Origin of the sequence: Melioribacter sp. Ez-97 (assembly GCF_051488665.1) — a bacterium.
Taxonomy (GTDB): domain Bacteria; phylum Bacteroidota; class Ignavibacteria; order Ignavibacteriales; family Melioribacteraceae; genus Melioribacter.
This window is the reverse complement of the sequence record NZ_JBPSEG010000001.1, coordinates 485,057-508,272: the sequence shown is the minus strand read 5'-3', so window position 1 is coordinate 508,272 and position 23,216 is coordinate 485,057. Positions and strand designations below refer to the sequence as shown.

16 protein-coding genes and 1 tRNA gene are annotated in these 23,216 nt (G+C 41.6%); 4 read left to right on the top strand and 13 right to left on the bottom strand.

Annotation, left to right across the window (positions count from 1 at the left end; genetic code table 11):
* Window positions 1–18: 18 nt before the first annotated feature.
* Genes rnr through ACSSWA_RS02185 form a run of 13 tightly spaced genes read right to left on the bottom strand, consistent with a single transcriptional unit; the run spans window position 19 to window position 17,579 of the window.
* Complete coding sequence (rnr, locus tag ACSSWA_RS02245; protein ID WP_437354964.1) at window positions 19–2,118, bottom strand: ribonuclease R; 2,100 nt, start codon at window positions 2,116–2,118, stop codon at window positions 19–21.
* Complete coding sequence (locus ACSSWA_RS02240) at window positions 2,119–6,606, bottom strand: hypothetical protein (RefSeq protein WP_437354963.1); 4,488 nt, start codon at window positions 6,604–6,606, stop codon at window positions 2,119–2,121.
* Window positions 6,606–7,082 carry a D-glycero-beta-D-manno-heptose 1-phosphate adenylyltransferase gene (gene rfaE2 / locus ACSSWA_RS02235; RefSeq protein WP_437354962.1) on the bottom strand — a complete coding sequence of 159 codons (477 nt, stop codon included), beginning with the start codon at window positions 7,080–7,082 and terminating at the stop codon, window positions 6,606–6,608. The genes ACSSWA_RS02240 and rfaE2 overlap by 1 nt, the downstream gene beginning before the upstream one ends.
* Window positions 7,079–8,077 (bottom strand): D-glycero-beta-D-manno-heptose-7-phosphate kinase, encoded by a 999-nt coding sequence (gene rfaE1 / locus ACSSWA_RS02230; protein ID WP_437354961.1) that lies wholly within the window; start codon window positions 8,075–8,077, stop codon window positions 7,079–7,081. Before rfaE1 ends, rfaE2 begins: the two co-directional genes overlap by 4 nt.
* Window positions 8,078–8,087: 10 nt before the next feature.
* The gene (locus ACSSWA_RS02225; RefSeq protein WP_437354960.1) at window positions 8,088–9,146 is read right to left on the bottom strand and encodes a hypothetical protein; all 1,059 of its coding nucleotides are present in this window, start codon (window positions 9,144–9,146) and stop codon (window positions 8,088–8,090) included.
* A gap of 42 nt (window positions 9,147–9,188) precedes the next feature.
* The gene (locus tag ACSSWA_RS02220; RefSeq protein ID WP_437354959.1) at window positions 9,189–9,956 is read right to left on the bottom strand and encodes a lipoate--protein ligase family protein; all 768 of its coding nucleotides are present in this window, start codon (window positions 9,954–9,956) and stop codon (window positions 9,189–9,191) included.
* Window positions 9,953–10,732: an acyl-ACP--UDP-N-acetylglucosamine O-acyltransferase gene (gene lpxA / locus ACSSWA_RS02215; protein ID WP_437354958.1), complete on the bottom strand. Its 780-nt coding sequence runs from the start codon at window positions 10,730–10,732 to the stop codon at window positions 9,953–9,955. Before lpxA ends, ACSSWA_RS02220 begins: the two co-directional genes overlap by 4 nt.
* Before the next feature lie 5 nt (window positions 10,733–10,737).
* Window positions 10,738–12,153 (bottom strand): bifunctional UDP-3-O-[3-hydroxymyristoyl] N-acetylglucosamine deacetylase/3-hydroxyacyl-ACP dehydratase, encoded by a 1,416-nt coding sequence (locus ACSSWA_RS02210; protein ID WP_437354957.1) that lies wholly within the window; start codon window positions 12,151–12,153, stop codon window positions 10,738–10,740.
* On the bottom strand, window positions 12,153–13,208 hold the full coding sequence (lpxD, locus tag ACSSWA_RS02205) for a UDP-3-O-(3-hydroxymyristoyl)glucosamine N-acyltransferase (protein ID WP_437354956.1): 1,056 nt from the start codon (window positions 13,206–13,208) through the stop codon (window positions 12,153–12,155). Before lpxD ends, ACSSWA_RS02210 begins: the two co-directional genes overlap by 1 nt.
* 6 nt (window positions 13,209–13,214) lie before the next feature.
* Window positions 13,215–13,715 (bottom strand): OmpH family outer membrane protein, encoded by a 501-nt coding sequence (locus ACSSWA_RS02200; protein WP_437354955.1) that lies wholly within the window; start codon window positions 13,713–13,715, stop codon window positions 13,215–13,217.
* Between the two features lie 11 nt (window positions 13,716–13,726).
* On the bottom strand, window positions 13,727–14,257 hold the full coding sequence (locus ACSSWA_RS02195; RefSeq protein WP_437354954.1) for an OmpH family outer membrane protein: 531 nt from the start codon (window positions 14,255–14,257) through the stop codon (window positions 13,727–13,729).
* Between the two features lie 30 nt (window positions 14,258–14,287).
* Window positions 14,288–16,777 (bottom strand): outer membrane protein assembly factor BamA, encoded by a 2,490-nt coding sequence (bamA, locus tag ACSSWA_RS02190; RefSeq protein ID WP_437354953.1) that lies wholly within the window; start codon window positions 16,775–16,777, stop codon window positions 14,288–14,290.
* Window positions 16,746–17,579, bottom strand: a complete 834-nt coding sequence (locus tag ACSSWA_RS02185) for an isoprenyl transferase (protein ID WP_437354952.1) — start codon at window positions 17,577–17,579, stop codon at window positions 16,746–16,748. The genes bamA and ACSSWA_RS02185 overlap by 32 nt, the downstream gene beginning before the upstream one ends.
* Before the next feature lie 208 nt (window positions 17,580–17,787).
* On the opposite strand from ACSSWA_RS02185, the gene ACSSWA_RS02180 reads away from it, so the two are divergent.
* The 4 genes from ACSSWA_RS02180 to porU all read left to right on the top strand — a co-directional run bounded on the left by ACSSWA_RS02180 (window position 17,788) and on the right by porU (window position 23,186).
* Window positions 17,788–17,861, top strand: a tRNA-Glu gene (locus ACSSWA_RS02180).
* Between the two features lie 56 nt (window positions 17,862–17,917).
* Window positions 17,918–18,565 (top strand): endonuclease III, encoded by a 648-nt coding sequence (gene nth / locus ACSSWA_RS02175; RefSeq protein WP_437354951.1) that lies wholly within the window; start codon window positions 17,918–17,920, stop codon window positions 18,563–18,565.
* Window positions 18,562–19,128 carry an HDIG domain-containing metalloprotein gene (locus ACSSWA_RS02170; RefSeq protein ID WP_437354950.1) on the top strand — a complete coding sequence of 189 codons (567 nt, stop codon included), beginning with the start codon at window positions 18,562–18,564 and terminating at the stop codon, window positions 19,126–19,128. The genes nth and ACSSWA_RS02170 overlap by 4 nt, the downstream gene beginning before the upstream one ends.
* Before the next feature lie 170 nt (window positions 19,129–19,298).
* Window positions 19,299–23,186, top strand: a complete 3,888-nt coding sequence (gene porU / locus ACSSWA_RS02165) for a type IX secretion system sortase PorU (protein ID WP_437354949.1) — start codon at window positions 19,299–19,301, stop codon at window positions 23,184–23,186.
* Window positions 23,187–23,216: the final 30 nt, after the last annotated feature.

Here is a 23,216-nt window from a genome sequence, read left to right as displayed (position 1 = left end):
TGTCTCAGCTCCGGACAATTAATCGATTAAAATAAAATCAATTTCGCGTTTTTCTTCATCGAGTCGAATAAGTTGCACTTTTATTTTATCTCCGAGCCGAATGCTCCTGCCTGTACGTTTGCCGATAAGCAGATAATTTTTTTCGTCGAAGATATAATAGTCGTCTTCCATATCTCTCAATTTAATCAAGCCTTCCGCCAGCGTGTCTTTTAACTCAACGAAAATGCCAAAGTTTGTTATACCCGAAACAACTCCTTCGAATTCTTCTCCAAGTTTACCTTTCAGATACTCGATTTGTTTCAATTTAACCGACAATCTTTCTGCGCTCAAAGCGTCGCGCTCTTTGGCAGATATATGTTCGCAAATTTCCTCGAGTTCGTCGATACGATATTTTGTTTTTTTGTTTTTGAGGAAATCATAAATCAGTTTATGCACCATCAGGTCGGCAAAGCGTCTTATCGGGGAAGTAAAGTGGGTGTAATATTTAAATCCCAATCCGTAGTGACCGATATTGTTAGTCGAATAGATTGCTTTTGCCATCGATCTGATGGCTACTTCGTTAATGACCGCTTCTTCTTCGCTTCCTTTAGCCGAATCGAGCAGTTTCTGAAATTCCATCGGCTTGTTTGCTGAATTAGGATCAAACGAATACCCGAGCGATTTTACAAAACGCGCGAATTCTTTTATTTTGTCCGGATCCGGCACGTCATGAACCCTGTAGATAAACGGATATTCGTCAGACTTTTTCTTGCGGACCGGTTTTACGTGTCGCGCCACTATTTGATTTGCAAGCAACATGAATTCTTCGACAAGATTATTGCTTTCTTTGATTTCTTTAACCCGGATGTCAACCGGTTTGCCGTTTTCATCCAGTTTAAAGACAACCTCAGGCTTGAAAAAGTTTATGCTCCCTTTCCTGATTCTTTTTTGCCTCAGTTTTTTTGCCAGTTTGTTCAGCAAAAGAAGCTCGTCTTTAAAGTCTCCTTTTCCGGTATCCAGAATTTCCTGCGCTTCGTCGTATGTAAATCGTCGTTTGCTGTTGATCACAGTTTTAACAATTTCGTAACTCTCGATCTTTGCATTGGGAGTCATTTCAACTATTACGGAATAGGTAAGTCGGTCGGTACCGGGATTGAGCGAGCAGATTATATTGGATAATCTTTCCGGCAGCATCGGAATAACTTTGCCTACGATATAGACGCTGTTGCCTCTTTCCAGAGCTTCGTCGAACAGGTAGGAGTCGTCGTCGATGTAATGACTTACATCTGCGATATGAATTCCGACTTCGTAATTGCCGTTGGGCAGTTCTTCTACGGAAAGAGCGTCGTCGAAATCTTTCGCGTCGTCTGGGTCGATCGTAAAAACGTTCTTGTTTCTGAAATCGACCCGTCTGGCGATTTCTTCGTCCGGAATTGTATCGGGTATGGAATTGGCTTCTTTGATTACTTTTTTCGGGAATTTATATTTCAATCCCAATTCTCTTGCAATCGAGGCGATTTCGGTATCGTACAGACCCGCTTTGCCCAGAACTTCAATTACCTGACCTTCCGGATTCAGATTGTGGGATTTCCACACGATATTTCCTACGACTACTTTGTCGCCGATTTTTGCGCCTTTTAGTTTCGCCTGCGGAATGTAAATGTCCCGGTGGATGCTCGGGTCGTCCGGTTCAACGAAAAAGAAAGAATCGCTTTTTTTCAAAATACCGACTATCTGGCTGCGTTTTCTTTCAATAACGTTTGTAATAATTCCTTCAATATTTTTGCCGCGTTGCTTCTCGAGCAGTTTTACTTCAACCAGATCGCCGTCCATAGCTGTATTCAGATTTTTACCGGCTACGAATACGTCGTTCCTTTTGATGTTTTTCAGAATTACGAAACCGTAAGCTCCGTTTTCAACTATTTGAAGTGTGCCGACCAGATTTTGAGGTTCCGGCGAATTGAGCAGGTATCGTTTGCCCAACTTGTTTAAATATCCTTCCTGAGCAAGTTTAAAAAGAACATGCTTCAATTCCGCATATTCATGCTCGGAGGAGATATTCAATTTTTTCGCTAAATCCTTGGCTTTAATTTTAAGCCCGGGATGCTTCTTGAAGAAGGCTTTGACTTTGTTTTTCATTTAGAATTCGAATTTATATTTTAATGCAAGTTCATTTACTTTTTCGTCCAGTCCCGGAGTTTGAATGATCGGGTCTTTGCGTTCCAATCGAATCAGGAAACTCGGGTTGAACGGATATTCAATTTTTATGTTGGCTTTGTTAATATTCTGGAATACTTCAGTTGTTCCGCCAAAACTGTATCGCAAGTTCTGAATTTTTCCGGAAAAACGAAACTTCGTTTGATCGCCGGTTCTGCTAATTTGTATATTATTAACCAGATCTCCCACCGCCGAGTTCACAAAGTTAGTAAGCAGCGAACCGAGGAATGATGTGGCTGTACTCTGGAAGTCGCTCAGAATTCCCGCGGTTTCGGCTCTGTCCTGCGCGGTTAAATCGTTTTTGAATTTTCCGAAAAGTATAAAAGAAAAAGCGTCCGAATAATCGTATTTGGTTTCCCGCACATTACTTTGAATGTTCTTTTTGCCCACATAGATTGCAATACTTTCCGGATTGTTTACCAGGTTTTTCCCGATTGCCGACAAAGGTCCTTTTATGAAAATTTTAATTGCCACTTCTTCGGGAGTAGCGTCCGGATCGGAAGGGGGGACGTAATCGTTGATGTATGTCGCAGTAATATCCAGATAAGGCTCGGAGATGCTGCTTTCGAATCGGATAAATCCTTCGGCGTCGAATGTTTTAAAGAATTCCAGTTTGGAGCCGTTTAACAGCTCAAAGACTCCCTGAGCGCGTGTGTTTCCGGAAATACTCTCGTAAGTCATATCGCCGCGAGTTTCAACAATCAGTCTTTGATTTGCAATCTGGGATAGAATAAAGACCATTTGCGCTCGGTCAGGCACTCTGATTCCCAACGAGTAGTCAATATCAATTGTGGACTTCCTGCCGCTCATTAAATTTTTACGCAGCTTTTTCTCCTGCTCCAGAACTTCCTGAAATTTTAAAAGCTCCCTGTCGATTTTCGTAGAGTCGACCAGAAAAACAATTTTATAATCGTTGTTTTGAGTCCTTCCGGTTTCTTCGCCTAATGTGTAATATAGATTGGCGTTGTTCACAAGTACGTTTCCCTGAATAAAAATACGGTCGTCGCGCCACGTTAATAACCATTCCGGGTCGGTTTCGATAGTTAAATTGCCGTACATTTGCGGACTAACGGCTTTGGAATTCTCGTCCAATACGGCTAACTTACCTCTGGCTTTGACCGATAAATCTTTCAAAGAAAATCCTTGCATCAACATGGCGCCTTTGCCGTAAATCGTACCTCCGTTTTTAACGCCGCCGGCGTTTGAGATATAAAGCGTATCGATGTCGATTTTTTGATCGTCAAGCCGAATGCGGAGACCAAACGAATAATTAATATTATTAGCCAGGAATTTAAACGATCCGTCGTTTACTGATAAATTGCCGAAGTAGCTCGGATTGTCGATGCTTCCTCGAATCTTAATGTCAGATAAAAGTAAACCGTTCTGATTTTCGATACCCGGGAAAATTTTGCCAAGCGTTTTCAGATTAAAGTTATCGGAGTAAATATTTATCTCCATTTCCTTATTCGCCGGCGCTCTTTCGTCTACTTCGGTGAATGCAAGATCGTATGGAATAGTCCCTTTAATAGTCATTACGGGCTTGTTATAATTGTATGTAGAATCCATAAATATAAAATCGGCGTTTATAATTTTATTCCCGTAATTCAATTTGCCTTCCATCTTGCCGAGATTGTAACCGGAATAGTAAATCGATTTAAGATCAATTTTCGATTCGATTAAAGGGGAATTAAGAGAGCCCCTGATATCTGCGTTCAAATTACAGTTGATGTCAAGAAGCGGGTCTTCGCCTCCGAGAAAATAAGCGCTCGTTATTTTCCCCGAAAGCTTATTAAGCTCTATCGATATATTCTGATTGCGTTCGTTGTCGATGTATCCCGAAGCGGTCAGGTATGTAGTGTCGCTCCATAAATTCAGATCTTCAAAACGAAAATTTTTATCGTCGTAAACTGCCCGGATTGTGTCTTTGCTTTTCCATTCGATATCTTTATACCGGATCATAAGGCTGCTGATATTGAAGTATTTGGCTGCGGGAGACGTAGTAAGGTAGCCTTCGGCATGGGTCGAAGCGTAGTCCTCTATGTCGGCAGATAAGTTATAAAACAATTTGCTCTGGTTGAATACGAGGTCGGCCGTAATATTTTCGACATTCGTCCCGCTGTAGAATCTTTTCGAAGAAAACGAAGCTATGCCGAATAATTTATCGAAAGAATTGTAATAATTATTTCTGATGAAGTTAATATCGGCTTCGACATCAGAGAGATAGATAGTAGATTCTTTGTCCAGAAGAATGATATAATCGAGATTCATCGACGTGTTGATGGAAAAATTCGGGGACTTGTTTTTTACTGCGCCGTAACCCGTTCCGGAAATGTCGAGATTTTCCTTGCCTATGAGCGCTGCTACAATTTCGAAATTCTTGAATGTAAAATTAAAATCGAATTCAATATCTTTTTTGATCACATCGGGCAATTCAATTACCGCCGAATCCGTAACTTCTTTTCCGTAGACAATATTTATGGGGTTGACGTTCTCAATTTTTTCCCTGAAGACTTTTATAATTGTGTTCGTTTGATAATTTACCAGCGCAATGGCGTCGTTCAGCGAAAAATTACCTTCGATATTAAAATCCAGCAAATCCGAGTTGATATTTATTGCGCGGTAATCCTTTCTGTTGACAAGTTTCAAATCCAGATTGGCATAATCGATGAACTTATTATTGATCGAAGAAGAATCGATTCCGAACGAGAATGTGCCGGTTATACTGTCCGGATTAAAATTCATCCCGTCGGCTTTGAAATAAAAATTGAGGTCGCTTTTGTAGTTCTCGTCGTCGTTAAATTTAGATAAGTCAAGATTGTTCAGTCTTCCGACTAAAAAGTAACGGGGTACGAATTCGGGAAGGAATGTAAGATTGCCTTTGATATCGAGCCGCGCCGCCGCTCCCGAGGCTGATGCGTCGAGCTCGATTTCTCCGTCGGACGCCGTTGAATTGATTTTGAATTCGGATACCGGAATGTTATTGATATCCGAGTCGCTCCCCTCCAATTTTAGTACTGTATTGAGATCCTTCAGATTGAAAGAAGAGCCTGTTATTACTCCTTTGCCGTTTATACGAGTAGGAATATTTATTACGGGCTGAAGGTTGAGGTTCTTTGAAATAAAATTAATATTGTATTCCACGGGAGATTTATTCAGATTCAAGGCGCAGTCGAGATCGAGTCTTTGATTCTTGCCTGTCTCTGCCGCCAGTTTGGCTTCGAAATTTGTCGGGTAGCCGTGATAATCGATATTCAGATTCGAAAGCTTGAGTTTATTAAATCGGGGAAGATTCAGAGAGGGAAGCAGTTTCAAGACGTTTTCATAAGCTACATTGGAATTCTTGATGTTTGCATCGATATATAATTCCGAAGGGCGGTGTAAGTTTCTGAGGTATCCGCTGAGATTTAATTCCGTGTCCGAATAATTGAGTGAAAGATTATCAATTCTGATGTTGCCGAATTTTCCTTTTGCATCGAGCGCGAGCGACGGTTTGCCTTTTAGTATTTCCGTGCTTTTGATAAACGACGAAAGATCGTCGAAGTCAAATGCTTTTATATCCGCTTTCAGCTCGACGGGATACGATTCGAAATCCTCCAGATTAAAGTGGCTGAAAATATTCAGACTGTCGAGACGCGCGCTGATGGAAATATCGGAACGTTCCGTAACGAGATTTAAATTGGTCACAGAAGCGTATTTACTCGTGACTTCGAATATGCCGCTCAGATTATTTATCATAAAATTATTGAAATTGCTCTTCAACGACATCGACTTTAAGTTGAGCATATAAGCTTTGTCCGAAGGGGAAAGAAACGCCTCGGCGTTCAGATATATATTCGAAATTCTTATGTCGTCCGCGTTAAATAGTTTATAATCAAGATTCGAATCCCGGCGGTCGTATTTCTGCATTCTGAAATTGACGTTTACAAGACTTATTTTGGGCGCGATTATTTTAAATGTAAATTCGGACGAAGCAGTGTCTTCTTTCTCTTTCGGTTTGAAGAGAGCCGAATAATTCCAGTCGCCGTTTTCGTTCTGTAAAAGATTGACAGATGCGTTGTTTAACTCCAGTTCTCTTATGTATATTCTTTTCAGCAATAGTTGCAACGGACTAGTTTTGATTATTAATTTGTCCGCATACAAAATCGTATCCCTGTCGACGGTCAAGAGAGGTTTGTTAATAAATACGGAAGTTAAAATTGTGCCTTCAATGTTCTCGATCGATAATTTTGCGTCGGTATTCGTACTGACAATTTTAATTAGACTGTTCTTGAGGTAATCCCGGAATGTGCGGGTCTGCGAAAAACCGATGAAAAGAACAATCAATCCGACGATAAACAACGCCGCGGCAATAAAAAAATTTACAATCTTTCTGAACAAAGACTTTTTCGATTTGTTCTTTTCAGCCGGCATTATTTATACCGATCTAAAATAGTATTAATTATGTTCGATGTAGATTGAATGTTGACGAACTCGATAGTTTCAACTTTACCGCCTCTGCTTTCCACTATATCGGCGCCTACGATTTTATCCTTTGACCAATCCGCTCCTTTAACCAGAATATCCGGCACAAGTTTTTTTATTATTTCGTATGGAGTGTCTTCTTCAAAAACCGTCACATAATCGACGGGTTTTAGATTCGAAACTATAAAAGTTCTCTCTTCCTGCTTAAGTATCGGTCTTTTTTCGCCTTTAATTCTTCTGACGGATTCGTCCGAGTTGACGGCGACAATCAAAACATCGCCGAGCCGTTTTGATTTAATTAAATAATCGACATGACCGGCGTGAATTATATCGAAACATCCGTTTGTGAATACAACTTTTTTGTTCTGAGCCGCCAGTTGCTCTCTTATTTTTATAAGTTCTTCGTGCGATAAAATTATGCTCATTTTTTCAATTCTTCCTTAACTGCGTTAATCAAATCATCAATGTTTATCGGAACGATACCGACTTCCTGACATACGATGCCGCCGGCATAATTTGCCAGATAAGCCGCGTTGTAAATATCGACCCCCGCTGCCAGCGCAATAGTAATTGTCGATATTACGGTATCGCCTGCTCCGGAAACATCCGCCACCTTCCGCGCTTTGGTAGGAACACGTTTCTCGGGTTTTCCTTTTTCAAACAACGCAATACCCGCTTCGCCTAAAGTTAATAAAATATAACGAGCATTTAAATTATGGAGAAGTTTTTCGCCGGCTTTTGAAATATCGTCGTCGCTTTGGAGCTTCATGCTCAATGCGTCTTCGGTTTCTTTTCTGTTTGGTTTAAAGACAGTAACGTTTTTATATTCAAAGAAATTATTGAATTTAGGGTCTACTGTTATGATTTTGTTCTCTTCGTTTGCTTTGCTTATCACTTCTTTAATAAGATTCCGCGTAAGCACGCCTTTATTATAATCCTGCAGAATTATGGCGTCGATGTTCGAAAAGTCGTGTTTGAGATAATCGATAATTTTTTTTTCCATCGATTTCGAAAGGGGAGCGGTCGATTCTTTATCGACGCGCACTACTTGCTGACTGTGAGCGATCACTCTCGTTTTGGACGTAGTCGGTCTTGATTTGTCGATAAAAATGGCTTCGTCGGTAATACCTGTATCCCTCATCAATTTTTTGAGGAGTTTGCCTTCCGCGTCGTTGCCGATTATCCCAATAGGCAGAGGCGTACCGCCGAGCGTTAAAATATTGTATGCAACGTTTAATGCGCCGCCGAATCTCGAAAATTCGTTGTCAACTTCGACTACAGGCACCGGAGCTTCCGGTGATATTCTGCTGACCTTTCCTTTGTAATAACTGTCGAGCATCATATCGCCGATAACCGCAATTCTTTTGTTTCTGAATTTTTCTTTCAAGGACAATAGTTTTTTGTAAGAAATATTTAGCATTATCAATCTCCTATTTCCATTGCGCTAATTCGTTAATGAAATTTATTCTAATCAAACCGTCGTCGGTTCCCAGCCATAAATAGCTGCCGTCGAAAAACAATTTATTTACGGTTGAGGGAATCCTCTCGTCGCGTAGTGGAGTTATCCGATTGTTTAATCTGTTGATTAACACAAGTCCCCTGCCGTAGGGCTCTTTTGTTTGAACTCCGAACTGATAAAGCGAGGCGCAAATGTAATTGCCAATCAACGCAAGGTCGTAAACGCCGTTTCCCGTCAGTCCGTTTGTAACGTCGAACCGGAGCCAGTCGTTGATTCTGTCGTATCGGAACAATCCGCCCGTGTTGAATTCGGGGCGTTCTTCGGTTATAAATTCGTCGAGCCCTATCCAAAGATAATTTCGTTCGGATAGAATAGAGGATATCGATATTTGTTCGCCTTCGCCGTTGAAATAGTTATACCTGTTGTCGAAAAATGTAATTGCCGAAGGATCGTTCAGGTCTTTCGATTTGTCGTATCTGTGCAAACCCGCTTCAGTTCCGAACCAGACAAGAGAATCGCCTTCGACTTTTATTGTTTTAATAGTATTCGATTGATTGTTGCCCCCGACAGTCAAATCGTAATCCGTATATCGTCGCGTTTTCAAGTCGTACTTTGTAAGATATTTGAACCTGCCGATCCAAACGACATTTGCGTACGGATCGTATTCGATCGAGCGTATCCAGTTTGCCAATTGTCCGCCGAGTCCGAATTTTCTTTTCGACCAATTTTTTCTTCTCTTGTCGTAAGTGAACAATCCGTCTATCGAACCAGCCCATACGTAATCTTTATTCGATGTTACGCAAAAAAAGTAGTCGTGTTGAATGTTCCCTTTGGATGTAGAAAAATGTTGCCATTGACCGTTATGGAATAAAAAGATGCCGCTTCCGTTTGTAGTTACCCATAAATCCTGTCCGTCTTTATGGATATCGGTAATATTAGCGCCTTTTAAAAAAAAATCGAATTCGTTGCCGTTTGACTGAGCGACGATAATCGGTACGCAAAAAAGAAAGTATACAATTATTTTTTTCATAGTCGCATGGAATTTACGAAAATTACGAATGGAAAAATAATATTATGATTGTTGGAATGAAAACGCGCTTTTAGAATTTTTTACGGTTTCAAAATTAATTTTCCAGAATTTTGAAAAACCTTCTTTAAGACATTCGCTTAGCCTGTCGTAATCCGTTTTAGTATTAGTGATCGATTCAATTTCGATGGTCTTATCGTCCATTTCTTTCGATAGCGCTTTACGCGTCGGATCGTCAACGGCTACAAACTCGGGAAGTCTGCGGTGAAACCGCCCGCACAAAATGGAGCCGTGCTGCAATATCACTTTATCCATTTTTCGTTGAGCGCTTCCTACAATTTTTTTCCCGCGGAATTTAATCTCGTTTTTTGCCGAGCTGCCAAAGCAAAGAACGCCTCCCGGCTCTTTAAGCAGCGTAGGGAAGTGAGGATTTTCATCTTCGAGCGATAGCTCCTCCAAAACCGGATCGTACAATTTGAGTCCTTCAATAAGAGCGAGGGAAACCGCTTTGTAAATTTTCTTCGGAGTCAATTCGTGCGAATAAGGAATTATTACCGAATATGTAATTTCTTCCGCGTGCAAAATAGCTCTTCCTCCCGTCGGTCTTCGCACTATATCAATCGATTCTTTCGAAGTTTTTTCCGTATCGATATCTTCGAATTTCTGATTGGCGCCGAGCGATATGCAATAAGGATTCCAGCCGTAGAGTCTGAAGTATGCTTCGTCAGTACCGCATGACTTGGCAAGGGAAATATCGATGTCCATATTTTCTTTGCCCGTTTGAACGCCGTATTCAATCAAATGCCACTTCATCTTCGCAATATTCCACGCTCGGAAGTTTCGATGAATTTGACAATCGATTCTACGAATTCGTTGGATTGGAATTCGGATTTCAATTTATCGAGAGCGTTACGAAACGTAAGCCCCGACAAATAGAGTATTCTGTAAGCTTCCTTAATGGCGTTGATAGAGTCGTTCGAAAAATTCCTTCGGCGTAAACCGACAATATTGAGACCCATATATCGAGCAGGATAACCGCTGGTCATTACGTAAGGCGGCACATCCATATTGACCATCGAACCGCCGCCTACCATTGCATGTTGACCGATTTTACCGAATTGATGGACGGCGCTCAATCCGCCAATTATAACATTGTCTTCGATAGTAACGTGACCGGCTATCTGAACGCCGTTTGAACAAATTACTTTGTTTCCTATAATGCAGTCGTGCGCTACGTGAGTGTATGCCATCAATAAGCAATTCTGACCGATTACCGTTTTACCCGTGGCTGTAGTGCCTTTGTGGAGCGTTGCAAATTCGCGCACTACGGTATCGTCGCCGATAAAAAGATAAGTTTCTTCTCCGTTGTATTTCAAATCCTGAGGTAAATTGGATACGGATGCGCCCTGAAAGATTTTAACTCTGTCGCCGATTCTTGCTCCGTTGTAGATGCATGCGTTTTGTCCGATTATCGAATCGTCGCCGATTACTACGTCGTCTTCGATTACTGCAAAAGGACCGACGCTTACATTGGAGCCGATTTTAGCTTTCGGACTGACAATGGCAGTAGGATGAATGGTTGTTGGCATAAAATTTATGAATCTTGTTTTTTGTTTTCTTTGTCGATAATAGCTCCCATAAATTCGGCTTCGGCTACTAGTGTGCCGTCGACGTAGGCAGCCGCTTTAATGGAAAAGTATTTCGACTTCTTGGATATCAGTTCGGCTTCCATAACAAGCTGGTCGCCCGGAACAACGGGTTTTCTGAACTTTGCGTTGTTAATGCTCATAAAATAAACCAGATGATTGTCGGGATCGATGAAAGAATTGAGCACCATAATTCCGCTTACCTGAGCCATTGCTTCGACAATCAAAACGCCCGGCATAATCGGTTGCCCGGGGAAATGACCCTGGAAGAAAGGCTCGTTGATCGTAACCGATTTTACGCCGACTACTCTTTTATCGAGTTCGAGATCGATGATTTTGTCGACCAGAAGGAATGGATATCGGTGTGGCAGGATGCGTTGAATTGCATTGGCGTCGAAAACCACGCCTTCTTTTTTTACGAACTGATATTTTTTTACGAGTTTTTTTTGTTGATAGAGTGCCCGTATCTTTTTTGCGAATTCTACATTGGCTCTGTGACCCGGACGGGCAGCAAGTATCTGCGCTTTAATCGGCGCACCGATTAGAGCAAGGTCGCCCAGCATATCGAGAAGTTTATGACGAACGGGCTCGTTCTTGAATCGTAATTTATTGTGTGAAAGAAATCCTTCGTGCGTAACCGATACATCTTCCGGCAGCTTAAGTTTACCTTTGAGTCGATTAAGGCCTTCGTCGTCCAGATCGTGATCGACGATTACAACGGCGTTGTCGATATTTCCGCCTTTGATCAATCCCTGATCGGCTAACATTTCGACTTCGCTCAAAAAGCAGAAGGTGCGCGCGGGAGCAAATTCTTTTACGAATTCTTTTTCCAGATTGAACATGCCTGTATGCTGACTGCCTAAAGCGGGATTTTGATAATCGACCATAATGGTAATGCGGTAATCGTTTAAAGGCAGAGCGACTATATCAATTCCGTTTTCTTCGTCATGATACATAACTTCCTGATCTATGACCAGGTAATCTTTCGGAGTGTCCTGAGTGACAAAGCCCGCTTCCAATAATTTTTCTACGAACGGCATTGCGCTGCCGTCTCCGACAGGAGGTTCTATGCCGTCTATTTCGATAATAATATTGTCGATTTGAAGACCTACGATTGCAGCCAGAACGTGTTCTACCGTATGCACTTTTGCTTCGCCTACCGCCAAAGTGGTTCCTCTCGAAAGGTCGACCACATAGTCGACGGTAGCCGGAATTTCCGGATTCCCTCCGAGGTCTACTCTTACAAATTTAATACCGTGGTTTTCAGGCGCAGGTTTGAAAGTAATGGTGCATGAAGTTCCCGTGTGAAGTCCCGTACCGGAAAGCGAAACGGGTTTTGCGATAGTGCGTTGGAGTTCGAGCATTAATTACCTTTCGTTAATTCTGAAATTTGACTCTCCAAAAATGCAATTTTTTCTTCTAATTTCTTAATTTTTTCTGCATACTTCGGAAGGTTTCTCATGTGGGCTTCCATATGAAGCTGGTCGGACATTTCCTGTGCGGGGGTTCCTCTGTATTTCCCGGGTCTTTTTATCGATTTGGATACTCCGGATTGCGCTCCGATAATTACTCCGTCCGTAATTTCGATATGTCCTACAAAGCCGGATTGTCCCGCAATCATACAATGTCTGCCGATTTTAGCGCTGCCGGAAACGCCCGCTTGCGCGGCAATGGCTGTGTGCTCGCCGATTTGAACATTGTGAGCAATTTGAACGAGATTATCTATCTTTACTCCTTTTTTAATTAAAGTGGAACCGATGGCGGCTCTGTCTATCGAAACGTTCGAACCGATTTCCACGTCATCCTCAATAACTACGTTTCCAATTTGAGGAACCTTTTCGTATTCATGCTTTTGATTCATTACGTATCCGAATCCGTCGGAACCGATGCATGAATTCGAATGAATTATTACATTGTTGCCAATGGAAGTATTTTCCCGGATAGTAACGTTCGGGTAAATCAGGCAGTTATTCCCGACAGTCGAATTTTCCATTAGTACCGTGTTATGAAGAATAACGGAATTATCACCGATTTTACATCCGGAAGAAATCACTACATTTTTCCCGAGCGTAACATTTTTCCCGAGAAAGGCGGTACTGTCGACTGATGCCGAAGGATCGACGCCCTGAACATGAATTTCGGGTTTTAAGAAAGTCGAAATGATTTTTTGTATTGCAACGTTCGGATTATCAATTTCGATGTAGCTCAGATCAGAGCGGGTTTTTTTGAATTTCGGACTGATGATCACTGCCGAAGCTTTAGTCGTTTCGAGAAATTTTTCATAAGCTGGCAGGTAGAGAAAAGTAAGATCGCCTTCGCCGGCTTCTTCTATCTTGGCAATGTTAGATATTTCCAGTTCGGGATTGCCAATAACAGTGCCGCCGACAAAGTCGGCGGCGTCTTTCAATTTTATTTTCATAATGATTTATTTTAATTTTTCTAAAACGAGATTAGTCACGTCGTATTCTTCTTTGGCGTAAAGAAACATAATGTCGCCGCTTTTGTCGAAAATAAAGTCGAAATCATTTTCCTTTGCCACCTCTTCGATCGCATTGAAAATTCTGTTTAGAATCGGTTTGTCGAGTTCCTCTTTCTTCTGGAAAAGCTCGCCTCGCACTCCGAATTTTTCCTGTCTGAATTTGGAAATCTGTTCTTCCAACTGAACCAACTCTTTTTCAATTTCGACTCGCTTTTGTTCGCTCAGAATTAATTTCCGTTTTTCGTAATCTTCGTATTTGGTTTTCCAGTCTTTTTCCATTTTGTTTAACTCTTCCTGCCATTCTTTGATTATTGCGTCGAGTTTTTTCTGAGCGTCCTGAGCTTCGGGTAACTGGCTCATAATTGCTTCACTGTCGACATAACCGATTTTCAGTTGCGCAAAAGAGACCGAAGAGAAAGCAAGTATTAATAATAATATTTTCTTCATAACCTTAACTTTTATTTTTTACCTCTTTTAAGAAGATCGAGCACTTTGAACGTAATATCGAATTGCGGATCGGCATAGAGTACGACAACGTCGCCCGCTTTGTCGAGAACATAATGCATTCCTTCTTCTTTTGCAATCTGTTCTATAGCCTCGAATACTTTTTCTTTAACGGGAGCCATTAGTTGTTCCTGACGCAGGAAATATTCGCCGTTGGGTTGAGAAAATTTTTGTTCTCTGAATTGCTGTATTTTTTGATCTTTCTCAACGAGTTTTTGCTGAGCTTCTTTTTGTTTTTCGGGTGTCATGGTTTGAGCTTGCTTCTGGAATTCGGTATAAGCCTGTTGAAGGTCCGCAGTCATGCTGTCGACCTGTTGTCTCCATTTTGAAACCAGGGCTTCCAAATCGCTTTTCGCTTTGATAGCCGCAGGATACTGAGCAAGAATTGTTTCGGAATCGACGTAACCGACTTTCAGCTGAAACGGCTGTGTTTGTCCAAATGCAACAGCCGCCGAAAAGAGAATAAGTAATAATACTTTTTTCACGATAACCTCATTATTTTATTTATTGATAGATTATAAACCTTGTCCGAACTGAAAATGGAAAATCCACTGCGGGTCTTTTCCGTCGACGCTTCTGCGGTCGAAGCCGTATCCGTAATCGAAACCGATCAATCCGATCGGATTAATTAAAATTCTTGCGCCGACGCCCACAGAGCGTTTCAAGTCGAATAAATTCGCCTGTTTAATGTCGAAATATACATTACCGGCTTCGGCAAACGCCAAAAAATAAATAGGAATCGGTTCGAGCGCAAGAGCGGCTCTCAATTCCAATGTATTTTTAAACATAACCCTGCTGCCGATTATATTGCCTCCGCTGCTGACGACGCCGAGGCTTCTGTCTTCGTATCCTCGCAGCGGCACTGTGGCAATTATCATCCCGCTGCCGCCCATATAATAAAAATCGAACGGATTAATGTTTCTGTAATCGCCCAAATTATGAATGTATCCGAGCCGCATTCCGTTATAAAGAACTATTCTGTTCGTGTTAAAGAGCGATTTATACCAATCCGTGTTCAATTCCACTTTATAATAATCGACGTTTCCGGGTAAAATGGGACCGCCGGAGAGTTCCAGATTCAAAGCGAATTTTGACCCGCGGGAAGGGAAAATAGGATTGTCAATATCCGTACGCGATAAAACGGTGCTCAGAGTATATTGCCTGGTCAAACCTTCGGGATAGATTCCGGCTCCGTCAATTATGTTATTGTATTGGAATTTAAAACCGCCTTGAATATAGAAATAGTCGTCGGGCCACGTAAGTCGTCGACCGACCCGGAATGAAATACCGGACTGCCGCATGTCGTAAACATAACGTTGGCGCGTGTCGTAAAGGTCGAAACCGACCGAAGTGGGCGTATCCATCAGCCACGGCTCTGTAAAACCGAGCGTAAACGTACGATAAAAATTTCCCACGCCGAATTGCCAGTTGAAATTCAGAATTTGACCGCCGCCCATCTGAAACGGCTCGGTAATCGAAAAGTTCGTTAGAGTAAATCCGATTGCGCCGCTGAATCCGAATGCTCCGCTATAGCCGACCGAAGCATTTAAGTAATCGCTCGATTTCTCCTGAACTTTGTAAATCAAATTTACAGTGCTGTCGTTTGCCGGTCGATAATCAAAACCCGATTTATATAATTCTTCGGCGTTAAAGTATTGCAGATTGGCTAATTGCTGCAGACTCCTCAATATTAACGCGCGGCTGAAATAATTTCCCGGTATGGTGTATAACTCGCGCCTGATTACTTTGTCCTTGGTTTTGTCGTTGCCCTGGATATCCACTTTGCCTATCTTAAAACGATTGCCTTCGTTGACGGTGATAATTATATCAACCGAGTCTTCCGCAACTTTAACTTCTTTTGCCTGAAGATTAAATCCGAGATACCCGTTGTCCTGGTAGAGCGAAGATACGTCGGTTTGTTTTTCGTTATAATGTAAATTTGTGTTGAATTTTTCGTAATCGAAAATATCGCCTTTGCGAAAGTCCAAACGAGCCGAAAGAACGTTATCGTCGTAGACCGTATTGCCTTCCCAAACCAAGTTCCGCACTTTATACTGGGGACCTTCGTAAACGTCGATGACTATGTGGAGGTCTTTCTTGTCGTTTGTATAATAGATAGAATCTTTAAGAATAACGAAATCGCGGTATCCGTTTTTCTGGTAGAATTTGGTCAGCAGTGTTTTGTCTTTTTCGTAATCCTCTTTTTTAAAATTTCCGGAAGACCAGAATTTCCACCATTTTTTGATTTTTGTTTCTTCGAATTCGCTTATTAAATCGTCGTCGTCGAATGCCCGGTTGCCGTTAAATACGATGCTGCGCACTTTAACTTCTTCGCCTTCGTCGATATCGAGGACGACTAAAGTTCTGCGTTTGATTCTTTCGACAGAGTTAATCGAAACGGCTTTTTCCAGGTCGTACGTGGTTTCGTAAAAGTCGTCGGGGTCGTCTCTGTTTTGCCATGTTATTGTGATTTCGTCGTCGGAAGTGTCCGCCTCAAAAAAATTAAAATAGAGCGGTTTGATGCTGGCGTTCAGATGTCCTTCGTCGACGTAAAGGTCGTAAATTTTTGTTATTATTTGTTGGACTTCCTGAGGTTTAAGAGTTTGCCCGCGAACAATCGTAATAACCTTATTTATATCCGATTCGCTCAATTCGTCGTTGCCGCGGATAACAAACTTTTCGAGCCGGGGATATTCTTTTACTATAATTTTCAGAAAAATTCCGTTGTCAATTTTCTTTTCCGTAAGAATTTGCACGTCTTCGAAAATGCCGAATTTCCATAAATTCTGAATAGCGTTGTTCGTTTGATCGCCCGGGATAGTTATATCGTCGCCCACTTTAAGACCGCTGCTTGCGATTATAGTGTTCGGGTCGGCGGTCTTGCTGCCTTCGACTGTTATTCCCAAAATTTTGTAAGTGTTTCTTTGATACTGCGGATAAATTACGGACGACATAATCGCCAGAATAAAGAGACTAAGCTTCAATAATTTTTTTGTTATCGCCATTATTATTTCTGTTAATATTAAGTAAACCGTTGTTTTTGATCTGCTCACTTACCATGCCGAATCTTCTTTCTCTCGATTGATAATCTGTAATGGCTTCGAGCAGGTGTTTGCATCTGAAATCGGGCCAAAGAACTTTGGAAATATAAATTTCCGAATAAGCAATCTGCCATAACAAAAAGTTGCTGATGCGGAATTCGCCGCCGCTGCGAATCAATAAGTCGGGATCCGGCAGTCCTGCGGTATTTAAAAAGTCTGAAACCAGATTTTCATCTATTTGGTTTTTATCGACTTTTCCGTTTTCAACTTGTTCGATTATAGTCTTTATAGCCTGAACAAGTTCCCACCTGCCGCTGTAACTGAGAGCGAGATTTAGAGTCATCTTTGTATTTTCTGCGGTTTTGGCAATAGCGTTGTCGAGTTCGTTTCTTACAATGTCCGGCAGTATGTCTTTGTTTCCGATTGTAGTAAGACGAATATTGTTCTGGTTGAGTTCGTCGGTTTCAGTCTGAAGACTTTTAACAATGAGTCTCATCAAAGTAGAAACTTCGTCTTTGGGGCGGCGCCAGTTTTCGGTCGAAAAAGTATAAAGCGTAAGGACGTCCACGCCAAGCGCAACGCAAGCTTCAACGACAAGACGAACTATTTCGACGCCCTTTCTGTGTCCTGCGACTCTCGGTAAATTTCTCTTCTTAGCCCATCTGCCGTTTCCGTCCATGATGATGGCTATATGGCGGGGAATGTTTCCCTTGCTTTTTATTTCTTCGATTGCCTGAAGTTCTTTATTTGTCAGTTTTTTTCTCAAAACGGATTTTCAACCCCCATTTGAAATAAAAAAATAACCGCAGTTTATACAATTATCAAGGCAAATTGTTGTCATTTAATTTCTGTTTTTATTAAAAAAGAGCAAAAGCAAAGATATTAATTTTTTAACGATATATCGATGCTTAATAAAATTTAATTTAAGAAGGGCAAAAGATATAAAAAAATTTTATTTTTGGAGCCTGAATAATGGCGCGTTCGTCTAGCGGTCAAGGACGCCGCCCTCTCAAGGCGGAGATCACGGGTTCGAATCCCGTACGCGCTACGAATCAATTTCATAATAGTTAGACCTTTTTACCCCAGCTTTTTAATTGAGGCGGAATGATATCAGAGAAAAAGAGAGCCGAAAAAATTTTCCGCATTCTTAAAGATGAATACCCCGACGCAAAACCGGCGCTTAACTACAAAACCCCTTTTCAACTCCTGATTGCCACAATCCTGTCTGCGCAATGCACGGACGAGCGTGTTAATAAAGTGACGGAAAAGCTGTTTAAAAAGTATAAAAAGCCGGAAGATTTTATCAAAGCTAAAGATGAAGAACTGGAAAAAGATATTTTTTCGACGGGCTTTTACAAGCAGAAGGCGAAAAGTATTAAAAACTGTTGCCGGGAATTGATAGAAAAGCACAATGGTAAAGTGCCGGCGGATTTCGAAGCCCTTACCAAATTGCCCGGCGTTGGCAGAAAAACCGCCTCGGTTGTAGCGGGGAATGCATTCGGTATTCCAGCTATCGCCGTGGACACTCATGTCATAAGACTGACTAATCTTCTCGGATTTGTCGAGACGAGCGATCCTAAAAAGATTGAATTCAAGTTGAAGGAATTGTTGCCCGAAGACTTATGGGTTCTATCGACGCACCTATTAATGAGCCACGGGCGCAATATCTGTATTGCGCGTCGTCCCAAATGCGACGAATGCTCGATATCGAAATATTGTCCTTCGAAAAATAAAATTACGGTGACAAAATGAACGAAAAAATGAGAGACAGAAATTATTGTTTCGATTTGTTGAAACAGTATACAAAAAGCGAAAGCCTGATAAAACACGCTCTGGCAGTGGAATCGTGCGTGAGGGCGTATGCCGAAAAATTCGGAGAAGATATTGAGTACTGGGGCAACGTCGCCTTGTTGCACGATTTCGATTATGAGATGTATCCGACCGCCGAGGAGCATCCTTACAAAGGAGCGGAAATTTTGAAGGAGCTCGGTTTCGATGAGGAATTTGTAAATGCCATCCTTTCGCATGCTGATTATACGGGAGTCGAAAGGAATAGTCTGTTGAAAAAAACATTGTATGCTTGCGACGAGCTTGCCGGATTTATTACTGCGGTTACGTATGTGCGCCCTTCGAAATCGATAGACGAGGTGGAAGTAAAATCCGTCTTAAAAAAAATGAAAGACAAAGCCTTTGCCAGAGCCGTCAGCAGGGAAGACATTAAGAAAGGCGCCGAAGAATTGGGCGTTCCGCTTAACGAACACATTCAGTTTTGTATCGACGCGATGAAAAAAAACAAAGAAATTCTCGGTTTGTGAAATATTGTTCTCGATTTTTCCACACTGAAAATATTTCATTTAAACTTGACAAGTTGATAATATCTTCCATAAATTTGACTTCAAAAATATCAGGGAGAAATATTATAGAGAATTTTCGCTACTTTAATTTTGTTGGCTTTTAATGTTTATCTAAAAAAATAAGTAATCTGATGAAAACAAAATTCTCTGTAATATTTCTCTTAATACTCACGTCGATTTTAGCAGCTCAGGATATCCGCATCCTGAGTTCAACTCAGTCAGAGTTTGTTTTTGATTACATCCCCGAAATAAAAGACACCGGCTTTTTTGTTTACAACGGAAAAAATTACGTCCGCCTGGACATAGCGGGAGTTTATCCGGATTCTGTACAACTGCCCGTAAGAGAGTTCAAACTCGGAGTGGACGCGGAAACCGGAAATACGATTCAGGTTTTGTTTGTTGAGGAAAACCGGATAGAAGGAATTTATTCGTTTAATAAAAATCCCGGAAATTTACCGAAGCAAATTCAGAATGAATACGTTACGTTCGGAGAATACGGATTAATCAGAAAATTACCTTTTCAATCTTTCTTAATCTATCCCGTCCGTATTGACAGCGAGAACGGCATTACTCACGTGATAAAAAGAATAAGGGTGCGCATTAATTTAGCTTCTTCAAACCGTGAAAAAATTCCCGTCGAAGACTCCATCTTGCAATATTCTGTGCTAAACTGGAACGTAGCCCGAAATTGGGGAATTAACCGGAATCGACTTGCCAAAACAAACGTCCCGATTTTTTCTGCCGGCAAGTGGTACCGCTTCGAAGCAAACGAGGAAGGAATTTATAAAATTGATAAGTCGTTTCTCGAGTCGATGGGAATTAATTTGTCCGAAGTAAATCCCAAAACGATTAAAATTTATTCCGTAAACGGATATGCGCTGCCGGAAAATATCGACGACGAATCGACAGGTTTTAAAGAAAATGCAATTTATATAAAAGGCGAGGAAGACGAAGTATTTAACGACGGCGATTATATATTGTTCTATTCGAGGGGAATTCAAGCATGGGAATATAACGATAGCCGCCGCGCCATTCAGAGAGTCAAAAATCCGTTCACGAAAAAAAATTATTTCTGGCTTACTTACGGCGGAAATCAGGGTAAAAGAATGCCCTCCGAATCTTCGCTCAATTCTTCCGACGCTTATATGCAGAACACTACGCTCTCATATGTTTTTAACGACCGGGACAGCGTTAAAATCGGACCTTCCGGCAGAGAGTATTTCGGGGATGTATTCTCGGGCACGCGCAGGGAAAGAGTCTATCTGAATACATTATACGGACTGGCGCCCGGCGCGAAAATAAATTACAAATTCAGACTTATCAGTACGTCTTCGGAAGTTATAAGTTATTCTGTAAGGGAGAGCAACCAGCTGATTTATACGGGTTCGATTCCCCTGAATTCCAAGTTATCATACACATACGGCATGCAGAGTATAGGGAATGCATCATATTCGAACCAGCTTGCCGATAACAGAAGCAATCTGAAGTTTACAATCAATACGAATATTACTTCGGCAAGCGTTTATCTCGATTATTTCGAAATTGAATATCAAAGGTATCTGAAGGCTACGATGGATTACCTGATCTTCTTTTCAAAAGACACAAACGCTACCATTGAATACAGAATTACCGACTTCTCCAACAGCGATATATTTGCCTTCGACCTGACCGATCCATACAACGTTAAGATGATTGCGGGAGCCTTTATAAGCGGCGGAGAAATAAGATTTCAAGCGCAGGAAAATGAAAACAGAATATCGAAATATATGGCGGTCAATTCGTCGGCTTTTAAGAGTCCGTCCGGCGGCGCTCAAATAACGCCGGTCGATATTCTTAGCAATACTTCGGGCAGCCGGATGATTGTTATAACAAATAAGTATTTCAAAGAACAAGCGGAAAAATACGCAGCGTACAGAAGCTCGGAATCGCCCGATCCTCTTTCAACCTCGATTTACTACGTTGACGATATTATGAATCAGTTCAGCGGCGGCATGCTCGATCCGACTTCAATACGCGACTTTCTGAAATATGCATACGATAACTGGCAGACAAAACCGGGTTATGTGCTTTTCTTCGGCGACGGAGACTACGACTATTTGAATCTCGTGCCCGAAGACCTGGACAAAAACTTTGTGCCGACTTATCAAACTATTGAGTCTCTCAGCGAAATTAATTCTTATTCTACCGACGATTATTATGCCAGAGTATCCGGCAGCGACAAAACTGTCGACTTGGCGACGGGCAGATTGGCTGTGCAGTCCCAAACCGACGCCGAAGCGGTAATCGATAAAATTAGAAAATACGAGAACGAATCTTCTACCGGACCGTGGCGTTATAGAATAACAATGATTGCCGACGACGGACTTACCTCCGAAGGCGACGACGGATCGTTGCATACACGCCAATCGGAAGAACTGATATTCAGAAGAATATCTAGAGCTTACGATTTGAATAAGATTTATCTGGTGGCTTATCCTACCGTTATTACAGGGCTCGGCAGAAGAAAGCCGGAGGTTAACAAGGCTATAATTAACGCTTTCAATAACGGCACTTTGCTTGCAAATTATATCGGTCATGGAAATCCCAACACTTGGGCTCATGAATACGTATTCGAAAAAGCCACGACAATTCCGCAGTTGAAAAATTCGGAATTTTTCTTTTTGACGGCTGCTACGTGCGATTTTGGTAAGTTCGACGATATGAGCGAACAGAGTTCCACCGAATTGATGGTTAATATGCCGGATGCCGGCGCAATCGGAATCTTTACGGCGGCTCGTGTTGTATATGCAAATTCGAACGCGGCAATAAACGATACTTTTTATACATATCTTTTCAAGCGCGCTTCCGACGGCAAACCATTGAGAATAGGCGACGTTTTTATGCTTACCAAACAAAATCGTACGGCGGTAAACGACGAAAAATTTCATCTGTTTTGCGACCCGGCATTGAGGCTCAAAATACCGGCGGAAAACGCCCGCGTCGATTCGGTTAACGGAGCGCCGGTGAGTAAAACAGTCCAAATTAACGCGCTCGGGAATGTGAATATCAAAGGCTCCGTTAGTGAAAATTCTTCTTCCGATTTCAACGGAGAAGCTATTATCAGCGTGTATGATTCCGAACGGAAAGTTTACTACGAGGAAATTAATTATACTGTTACAATCCCCGGCGGATTGATATACAGAGGACGAGCGTCCGTTGAAAACGGCGAGTTCAATACTGAATTTATCGTGCCCAAAGACATCTCGTACGAAAATAAAAACGGCAAAATTACTGCTTACGTATTCAACGAAAAAAACGACGCGGTCGGTTATACAAATAACGTGATAGTCGGCGGAACAAATCCGAACGCTGTTAACGACGGGAAAGGTCCCGAAATAGAAATCTACTTCGATAACGAAGAATTTGACAATGCTTATCTTGTTAATCCCGATTTTACTCTGATCGTTAAATTATTCGACGAAACGGGGCTGAATACTACCGGTACGGGCATCGGGCATAAACTCGAAGGCGTTCTCGACGGCGACGAAAATAACGCAATCGACTTTACGAATTATTTCGTGGGCGATTTGAATTCGGGCGGCAAATCAGGCGCGGTTAAATATAAATTTACTTCGCTTTCCGAAGGCGAACATAATATTAAAATAAAAGCATGGGACGTTTTTAATAACTTTTCCGAAACTGAAGTCTATTTTACGGTTGTAAACGAGAGCGACGAATTGTATCTGAGGAACGTGTATAATTATCCGAATCCTTTTTCTTCGTCTACCACTTTTACGTTCCAGCATAATGCTAACAGCGCAATCGACGTTAAAATTAAAATTTATACAGTTGCAGGCAGGCTTATAAAAGAAATTGACGAATATTCGGTTATGGACCGTTTTGTGAGAATAGACTGGGACGGCAGAGACGAGGACGGGAACTCATTGGCAAACGGAACTTATTTATATAAAGTCGTGGCACAAACTACAGACGGCTCATTTAAAAAGAGTGCGCTCGGTAAATTGTCGATTATAAGATAAAATTAATATAAATACTCAAGGAGGTATACT